At 30.4% G+C, this 2,655-nt stretch carries 3 protein-coding genes; all 3 read right to left on the bottom strand.

Annotated elements, in window-relative coordinates; translation table 11 throughout:
• Positions 1–23: 23 nt before the first annotated feature.
• Positions 24–209, bottom strand: coding sequence for a transposon-encoded TnpW family protein (locus HMPREF0072_RS02565; RefSeq protein WP_004827258.1), 186 nt, complete (start codon positions 207–209; stop codon positions 24–26).
• A gap of 154 nt (positions 210–363) precedes the next feature.
• On the bottom strand, positions 364–1,077 hold the full coding sequence (locus HMPREF0072_RS02560) for a hypothetical protein (RefSeq protein ID WP_004827257.1): 714 nt from the start codon (positions 1,075–1,077) through the stop codon (positions 364–366).
• A gap of 71 nt (positions 1,078–1,148) precedes the next feature.
• Entirely contained in the window at positions 1,149–2,222 is a 1,074-nt protein-coding gene (locus tag HMPREF0072_RS02555) for a PDDEXK nuclease domain-containing protein (RefSeq protein ID WP_004827256.1), read from the bottom strand.
• Positions 2,223–2,655 lie beyond the last annotated feature (433 nt).

The following is a 2,655-nucleotide window of genomic DNA, read 5'->3' as shown; positions in this document are numbered from 1 at the left end:
TGTAACAACTTGTCAAGGACTTTCTAATCATTTTTATCGTCTTTTTGATCTTTTTCCCTCTCCATTTCTCTAAGCATTATCCTTTTCAATTTATCTTGCATGGTTTCAGTCGCATTTTTATTAAAATGGACAATAACCTCGTAAGTTACTTTTCCAATCTTCTTTATAGTCTTTGTTCCAGTATTTTGTTCATTCCTGTTTTCGTGCATATTATTTTCCTCCTATTAGTTGCAATTAAAAAAGACGATTCATAATTTTCTAATCGCCTTTAAAGTGTCATATTCATATTTTTATTATCTCTAGCATACTTTGATACCTTTTTAGACTTAAAGTCTTTAATAATGGCTTTCCACCTCTTTTTATCTATAAAGATTCTCCTACATCATAGTTCATTTTTTTATTTAAACCTTTCTGTGTTAGTTTATCTTTATCTTCTTCATACCAATTTAAGATTGTCACATAGTGGTTTTGATAGGTCTTACCCCTGCTTTCCATGTATCTTGATAGTTTATTTATCATTATTTCTGCGTGTGAGTTTAATTTTTCTTTAAGGTTTTTATATTCTTCTTTGCTTAACCTTACATTTTTGAATTCTCCATAAAAAGAAACTGGGGCTGCTTGGTTTTCTTTTTCTCCTCTCCCCTTATCTATACTAACCTTATCTAATCTATCCTTACCTATACTATGCGGACAAATGGTTGACACTTGGTTGTCATTTGGTATACCAAGATTTTCAAGTTTGATATATGCTCCATTTTCTGTTTGTGTTAAGCTTTGTTTTTCTGTAATATACATCGTTTCTTTTCGCCTGTCATTCCTGATGTAGTTATTTATCTTCCAATGAGTAATTACAATAATTCCCCTTTCAAAGACAATTACAAAGCCTTTTGTTATTAGGATTTTTAGGTCATCTTCATTTGCTCCTATGATTTTTATTATCTTCTTTGGATTGTCCACAAAACCATCATCATCTGCCCTCATTGATAAATGAAAATATAGGCATTGACTACTTAGTGGCATATCCAAAAATAAGTCGCTATCTACTATCTTTAGTGAAAACATTCTTTTATCTGCCATGCTCTCCTACCTTTCTTCAAATAAAAAAAGACGATAGTTTTTACTTCTACCGCCTTTTGTAAGTTCATATTTTATTTTTCTGAATCTAATTCTTTTATAGACTCTTCTATTTCTTCAATAGATGGTAAGCTACTTTTATATTCCTGCTCAAGTAATTTGCTAATTTCATACTTACTTATTCCTATAGGCTGTGAGATATTTTCAAGCGAATATTCAGCGACTACATTATCTTTATCTCTGCAAATTAGTATTCCTATGGTTTGATTATCACTATTTGATTTCATATTCTTATTTACAGCTGTTACATAAAAATTGAGTTGACCTGCAAATTCCGGCTTAAATTTTTCTGTCTTTAATTCTACTACAACATAGGAGTGTAGTTTAACATGATAGAAAAGTAAGTCCATATAAAAATCACTTTCTCCAACCTTGATATGGACTTGCCTACCCATGTAAGAAAATCCTGTCCCAAGTTCCAAAAGAAAAGAAGTTATTTGATTTACTAATGCTTCTTCCAACTCTCTTTCATCATATTTATCTCTTATTGTTAGAAAATCAAAGTTGTATGGATCTTTTATTGTTTGCTTAGCTAATTCAGATTGGACAGCCGGTAATCTATTATCAAAATTAGTAACTGCATTCCCAACTCTTTTATATAAATCTCCATCAATCTGATGTTCCAAAACCGTCCTGCTCCATCCATTTTCAATAGTCTTATCTATATAAAACAAAGCCTCTTTGACATCTTTACACTTATACATAATCCTTTGATTATGTCCCCAAGGAATACTTTTTATTCTTCTTTCAATATCCGATAATTGGGTTACAGCTTGTAACCCAATTAGGTAATCATTATAAAAGTTATACCAATATCTTATGTGTTTTAAGTTTACGGCTGAAAATCCTCCCATGTCTGGAAATTCTTTTCTTAAATCACTACTCAATAATTTTAGAAAACTATCACCCCAAGAATATTGCTTTTGTTTTTCAACAATTTCTTTCCCCAGGATCCAATACAAATCAAGCAACTCATAATTAACTTTTACTGCTGCTTTTAATTGACTGCGTCTAACTTTTTCCTTTAAATCTAAAAGTAATTTTTTATATTCACCATCTCCTATAATATCTAAATCTTTTTTATCCATTCTAATCACTCCAATCTGATTCTTTATTTTATTCTATTTCTTACACCAATGGTGGGAGTTTTAATATTTTTATCATAATCAGCTTACGGTAAACAAGCTCATTTTATCACTACACATTTAGTTTAATTAATGTGATTATACCAAAAATATTAAATCTTTTCTATCTCTCCCTCTCTCTCTTTATCTATCTCTATATCTTTCTCTATCTCTTGTCGGACATGTGTTGGACTCATTAAGGACAATGTCCTCTTTTAATTTTATCCAATAATATCTTTTGTTTGTTGCCATACCTGCTCTTTTCTACATTGATATTTTCCAGATTTTCGATAATCGAAATTCTTGATTTCCGATTTTCGGAAGTCTTGTTATTGTAGGTATTTAAGGGTGTAACTTTTCGTTACTCCCTTAGATTTCTCTGGTCATATCTTTTTTG

It is taken from the genome of Anaerococcus lactolyticus ATCC 51172, assembly GCF_000156575.1.
GTDB lineage: Bacteria > Bacillota > Clostridia > Tissierellales > Peptoniphilaceae > Anaerococcus > Anaerococcus lactolyticus.
This window is presented reverse-complemented; position numbering and strand designations above follow the sequence as displayed.